General features: G+C 48.7%; 7 protein-coding genes. 4 read left to right on the top strand and 3 right to left on the bottom strand.

Features of this window, described 5'->3' with window-relative positions; translation table 11 throughout:
• Nucleotides 1–267, top strand: a 267-nt coding sequence (locus AC3DKE_RS09850; RefSeq protein ID WP_487990576.1) for a hypothetical protein, incomplete at its 5' end; no start/stop codon positions are given.
• 92 nt (nucleotides 268–359) lie between these two features.
• On the opposite strand, the gene AC3DKE_RS09845 is transcribed toward AC3DKE_RS09850, so the two are convergent.
• Nucleotides 360–1,244, bottom strand: coding sequence for a metal-dependent hydrolase (locus tag AC3DKE_RS09845; RefSeq protein WP_487990575.1), 885 nt, complete (start codon nucleotides 1,242–1,244; stop codon nucleotides 360–362).
• Nucleotides 1,245–1,348: 104 nt separating this feature from the next.
• On the opposite strand from AC3DKE_RS09845, the gene AC3DKE_RS09840 reads away from it, so the two are divergent.
• Both AC3DKE_RS09840 and AC3DKE_RS09835 read left to right on the top strand, forming a co-directional pair.
• Complete coding sequence (locus tag AC3DKE_RS09840; RefSeq protein ID WP_340675294.1) at nucleotides 1,349–2,374, top strand: helix-turn-helix transcriptional regulator; 1,026 nt, start codon at nucleotides 1,349–1,351, stop codon at nucleotides 2,372–2,374.
• Nucleotides 2,375–2,436: 62 nt separating this feature from the next.
• Complete coding sequence (locus tag AC3DKE_RS09835) at nucleotides 2,437–3,672, top strand: alpha/beta hydrolase family protein (RefSeq protein WP_487990574.1); 1,236 nt, start codon at nucleotides 2,437–2,439, stop codon at nucleotides 3,670–3,672.
• 353 nt (nucleotides 3,673–4,025) lie between these two features.
• Here the strand turns inward: AC3DKE_RS09835 and AC3DKE_RS09830 are convergent, their stop codons facing one another.
• Together AC3DKE_RS09830 and AC3DKE_RS09825 are read right to left on the bottom strand one after the other, a co-directional pair.
• A complete protein-coding gene (locus tag AC3DKE_RS09830) occupies nucleotides 4,026–4,673 on the bottom strand; it encodes a DsbA family oxidoreductase (RefSeq protein ID WP_487990573.1) in 648 nt (215 codons plus the stop codon).
• Nucleotides 4,674–4,706: 33 nt separating this feature from the next.
• The gene (locus AC3DKE_RS09825) at nucleotides 4,707–5,276 is read right to left on the bottom strand and encodes a carboxymuconolactone decarboxylase family protein (RefSeq protein WP_484217390.1); all 570 of its coding nucleotides are present in this window, start codon (nucleotides 5,274–5,276) and stop codon (nucleotides 4,707–4,709) included.
• Nucleotides 5,277–5,416: 140 nt separating this feature from the next.
• On the opposite strand from AC3DKE_RS09825, the gene AC3DKE_RS09820 reads away from it, so the two are divergent.
• Nucleotides 5,417–5,711 (top strand): TetR/AcrR family transcriptional regulator (locus AC3DKE_RS09820; RefSeq protein ID WP_487990572.1); only part of this gene is annotated, 295 nt, incomplete at its 3' end.

Here is a 5,711-nt window from a genome sequence, read left to right as displayed (position 1 = left end):
AAACGCTTCCTGTCTAATACCTCAGCGATTAATGTCTTGGCCTCAGGCGATGAGCGCTTGCTCATGCAAGTGACCGTGATGCCTTCGCTGCTCGATGGCCAACCTGCGCTAGTCTGCGCTTATGGCAGTGAGGCGCCATGGCCCTGGCGCTTTGTACGCGATGAGTTTCGCGAAATGTCGCCAAATGAGTGGCTGGGCATGACAGTGCTTGATGTGCCAGGCCTTCGCAGCATGGGCTGGCCATTTGTACTGAAACGGGAGCAGTAGAGTCTGGTTTCATATTGGCGGCAACCATGGCGGGGATATGGTTGCGTACATCCATATCCACAAATATCGTCCAGGCTACTAGCGCTACTAATTCAAGCAGTTGCCCCAAGATACATTTCTTCTGCCGCAGCAATGGCATTTTGATTTGAGTTAAAAGCACTTAACCATGTCGAGTAGTTGTGTACTGAGGGCAGATCATTAGGGTGAAAGTTTGGGCGGTAATAGCTGGCTATCATCGGCAGTAATCGCCCCAATATGCCTTTGCGTGGGCCTAGCAGCCAACCTGCACCTTTGCGATAGAGCTTAATGCGCTCGGTCACACTATAGCCATCCATGCCCAGCATGAACCACGGTGCCACCACGGTGTATAGCGAAAACATGATCGTTGCATGCGTCATGGCGGTCACGCGTGTGGCATAGCCGACATTCGCTATGCGCTGCATGACATCGAAGGCCACTGCTTTGTGCTCCATTTCTTCAATGGCATGCCAAGCAAACATCGCACGGACGTGTGGATCAGCCCCAGCCAACATCTCTTTTTCAGCAAAAAATAAGTCCGCCATCATCGCTGTGAAGTGCTCGAGCGCGGCAGTCATTGCCACATTGTATTCAGGTGACAGCTGCTTTAGGCGTCGCTCGGTAATCTCACGCGTGTGTCGTGTGAATGCATCGATGTTGATGCCTTGGCGGCGTAAGCGCTCATTGAAAATAGTGTGTACTTGCCCATGCTGGCCCTCTTGCATGGTGAAGTCCTTAACCTCTTGTAGGAGCTGAGGGTCTTGGATGCGATCACGAAAGGCGCGTACGGCTGAAATGAAATAACGCTCGCCATCAGGAAAAGTCGATTGGACGGCATCGAATACGCGAGTTTTTAATGCGTCACCAGCCATCCAGTAGCGAGGAATGTCTTCGGAATCTAAGCCAAAGTCTAAGCCTTTACGCACGACAATTTTTTCTTTGTACTGAGGACGAGCCATGGGTGATCTCCAAGTAAAGCTAAGCAGTGTCTGATGTCATCATATGTGTCGTCAGCAAGAAAAAGGGATAATATCGTGACAAATAAGGATTAAATGGCGACAGAGTGAAGCACTATATTGGACTTGAGTTCTTAAGTATTTTAACGACTGCCTCAGCGCGCTCTGGCAGTAATCTTAATGCGGTATTGGCCAGTTTGGCGTTGGGCATTCATGCTCAAGAGGGGCGGCCGGAGCCGTTACCCTTGCCGCTACTTGCGAGCCTGCTTGAGCAGCTTGAGACTCGAGCCAGTCGCGGTCGTTTCATTTTTGCACTGGCTGAGGCCTTTAACTTTGATGCTATGCCGGCAGTTTCTGCCTTTCTTGTTAGTGCCCACAGCCTGCGTCAGCTGAACGCATTGTTAGAATGGGTGCCTGTTCTGGTGCATCCTGAATTACGCTTTGATATTGAAGATCATGGCTCAGCAATCAGTCTGCATCCCCGTGTTGACTCTGAGGATCCTAGGCTTATAGATCACCCGCTATTAGTAGAGCTAATGATGGCAATCGTTGCTCATCTCAGTGCTCAGATCGCGCCAAATATGGTGGGTGCGAGGAGAGTAACGTTCAAGCATGCTCCTACCTCCGACCCAGCGCTTTACGAGACATATTTTCGATGCCCAGTTGGCTTTCATAGCGATGCCAATACCATGTTTGGCGATAACCAATTATTAGATGGCATTCTTCCGGGCAGCCTGCCGCATGCGCATAAAAGTGCTGAGGAAACCATCCGTCAACATCTTCTGGGTGATGGTTTAGCTCCACCATTGACCATGCAGATAGACTATTTATTTAGACAACACTTGAGCTTATTCAGCGCTGGCTTAGCAGGTCTTGCGCGGGCAATGAATATGCATCCTAGAGCTCTACAGCGCCAACTAAGCTTCGCTGGTAGCAGTTATTCGATGCTGCTGCGGCGCATTAGACATGAGCATGCTGTCAATATGTTGCGCAACCCTAACTTAGATATAGACACTATTGCTCTAAAGTTGGGCTTCACTGAGCGTCGTAGTTTTACATTGGCTTTTCGGCAATGGCAGGGCTGTACGCCACGCGAATACCGGAGTGCAGCCAAAAGAGTACTGACAACTTAACTTGTCAGATCCTTTGATGTCGGACACTATGTGAGCAATAAAAAATATAAGAAGCAACGCGCATGCAATCTTTTCGCTTGGCGATAGCCACGCTGCTATCAACGATATTGATTTTGGCTCTAACCGCTTGCGGCGGCTCTACTAATGACTCAGGCATTAATGAGTCGTCTGAGTCCGCTGCTTTAGTGAAAAATGAGTGGCCTGCACATAGGCCGGGTCAAGACCCACCTGAAGCACCTCTGATGCTTGAGTCGGTTATTTCAAATATAGATGCGCTAGCTGCAGCTCTGCCCAGTGAAGCATTGGTGGGGATAGTTGACCCAATTGCTATTGGTATGACAGTTAACGACATTACTGATCCTGCGCTTTTATCCTTTCATCTTCGAGCGCTTTTGGCGCAGCTTCAAGGCGGCTCTCGGGTCGATAGCATTTACCATGGCTTTGGCCATCCAGCATATAACGATAAAGTCGAGCTGGTACCTGTTGAGTTCACAAATCGCTATGGCACACGCCTTTATGGTGAGATTGTATTGCCACAGCGCGGAACGGTACCGCCTTCAGCGGGGCCTTTTCCTGTCATTATTGCGCTCGAAGGATTAATGACCAATACGGCCGTATATCGATGGTGGCATCAGGTATTTGCTGATGCAGGCTATTTAGTATTTGCCTTTGATTTTAGCGGACAAGGGTTGTCTGATAACGAGGCTGAAGGTGATCCTGGAAATAATATCGAAGAGGCACAGGATGCTTTAACTTGGTTGTTTGAGAGCTCGCCAGTGAAGTCGGTTCTTGATAAGAGTCGCGTGGGAGTAGTGGGCCACAGCATGGGCGCGATAGCTGCTTTAGGCTTGCAGGCGGTTGAGCCACGAATTCATGCTGTTGTAGCCGGTGCGCCAATTAGTGAGCAGTCCGCTCCTTTTGATGCCAATCCAATCCCTGTGATGATTCAAACGGGTGATCATGATGGTCCGGTCGCCCCGATACCCTTTTTTAACCCCGAAGTAGTTCGCCCGGTATATGAGAAACTAAGTGGCGATCGCGCGTTCATCATCACCGAGGCTGCTACGCACGCCCAACACACTAATTATCCGCTATTTCCAACACCAAGCTGGGGCTTTGAAATAGCTGGGCGTTATTCACTTGCTTGGATGGATTGGCATCTGCGCGGTGATAAAGAGGCTCTTAAGGTATTGCGCAGCGCACATCCTCATTTGTCATACCTTTGGGATAGTGAGGTAAGAGTTGATAACGAGACTGTGGTTTATCGCGGGCAGGGCCTAAGTCCACTTAGTCCTTAATAGATAACAAGTTAACGCAATCAGAGAGTTAGCTTGTCAGGGAAAGCGAAAGTTAAGCGCGGAGCTAGCGTTTTTGAGCGCTGGCTCCGGAGTAGTAAGAAACGCAAAACGGCACCATAAAGTTGGCGATAAAATGTAGCCAGTCAAGGGGAGCCGCTGCCCAAAAGTAATCCCATTGATTGACTACGTTTAGAATGCTCCCGACGATAAGAGCGACAATCACAGCTCTTTTAAGAATGGCGGATCTCGTATTAAAGAACTGTTTAATTGCGTGCATCGAGCGACTGCCTTTATCCAAGTATCATTAGCTATGCTTTTACTACAAGCCTAAGTTGAAGCTCAACTTCTGGAGTTTATGCTTCAGCCAGTTGTTGCAAGATACGTGTATAGTTTTCGACGCCTTGTGCTCCAGTGACGAGATGGCGGTCATTAAATATGATTGCTGGTACGCCACTAATGCCTTTTTCAACCCATCCATTTTCGGCATCTCGTACAGCTGCCGAAAAGCTCTGACTTTCCAGTATGGCTAGCGCTTCATTCCGCTCAAGACCAACTTCTGCGGCTATATCAGCCAGCGTGTTGTGGTCTGATATATCCCGAGAGTATGTAAAGTGAGCGGCAAAAAGAGCCTGTTTTAAGTCGTGCATGGCTCCTTGTTGGTTGGCCCAATGCAGGAGTTGATGCAAATTGAAGGTGTTATGCATGCGCATGTCGTCGGTAAAGCGAAACTCGAAGCCAACGCTGGCCCCAGCCGCGGCCATGCTGTTTCGGCTTTGCTCTGATTGCTCCTTGCTTACCCCGTATTTCTCTGCCACATGTTGGCGTAAGTTCTGACCTTCCTCCGGCATATTTGGGTTCAACTCGAACGGGTGCCAATTAATTTCATATGCTGTACCCGCTGCCTTTAACGCTTGCTCCAGCTGCCGATAGCCGATGATGCACCAAGGGCAAACCACATCAGAAACAATGTCTATCTTAAGTACGTTTGTGGTGTTGGACATTTTTTACTCCTGATGCTTATAGGGCTTATTTTATTACTGGCTAGGGGCGTTAAGTGCTTTATTCCAGGTGAATTGCTTGAATGCATCATCTACAGGAGTCTGAGCAATGTGATTGGTGTAGTTGCTCATGACTTTTTGGCTAAGTCCAAGAATTACTTCTAGTACGTTTTGTTGATTAAACCCTGCTGAGTAGAAGCCCTCAAGCTGCTTGGGCTCCATCTCACCGCGTTGACGCACCATTGCAAGTGTAAAGTCGCGTAACGCTTCCAGCTTGGCAGTAGGGAGGGGGGTCTCATCACGCAGTGCGTTGCTAATCTCATCGGAGACTTTCATTGATTTGGCGATGCCTGTATGCGCAGGAACGCAATAATGGCAAGCATGCTCAACATTAATCGTTTGCCAAACCACTGTTTTTTCATCGGCGTTGAAGCTGCAGCTAGCAAACAAATTATGTAGAACTTGATAGCCATCGAGCAAGCTGGGGGCTTCAGCCATTACCGCATGCAGGCCTGGAATCATGCCAAAGGCTTTTTGTGACTTCTCAAGTAGTGGCTTGGCTGCTTCGGGTGCGCTGTTTTGATCGTGTAAAGTAAAAGCGTTCATAGGGAGTATCCTTTTTGAGTGATCGTTCAATTAAGAATTCAACCTTAATTGCATCATCAGGCTCAGTCAAGCTATTATTGAGCGATCGTTCAATATCCATGTAGATAACTGCATGTAAACCCTTCATGTGAGAGATTAGGATGTCGAGAAAAGCTAGCTTTGATCGCCAAGTAGCACTCAATAAGGCCGTTGAGCTGTTTTGGTCGAGGGGTTATTACGCCTCATCGATGAAGCATATCGAGGAGGCTCTTGATATGCGCCCAGGCAGTATTTACGCCACTTTCGGCAGCAAAGGTGGTTTGTTTGCTGAGGCACTGGAGGCTTATGCTTCCAGTGCAAGTGATGATTTTGGCCAGGCCATCGCTGAGTCATCGAGCATTGTTGAGGGATTAAAGTGCTATCTCCGCTCATTCGCCGAGCCCTGCAGTGGCCATA

The sequence above is a fragment of the Paraperlucidibaca sp. genome (assembly GCF_982810325.1).
This window is presented reverse-complemented; position numbering and strand designations above follow the sequence as displayed.

Coding starts and splice junctions, on each gene's coding strand:
- AC3DKE_RS09845 (WP_487990575.1), bottom strand. CDS start 1,244: ATGGCTCGTCCTCAGTACAAAGAAAAAATTGTCGTGCGTAAAGGCTTA.
- AC3DKE_RS09835 (WP_487990574.1), top strand. CDS start 2,437: ATGCAATCTTTTCGCTTGGCGATAGCCACGCTGCTATCAACGATATTG.
- AC3DKE_RS09830 (WP_487990573.1), bottom strand. CDS start 4,673: ATGTCCAACACCACAAACGTACTTAAGATAGACATTGTTTCTGATGTG.
- AC3DKE_RS09825 (WP_484217390.1), bottom strand. CDS start 5,276: ATGAACGCTTTTACTTTACACGATCAAAACAGCGCACCCGAAGCAGCC.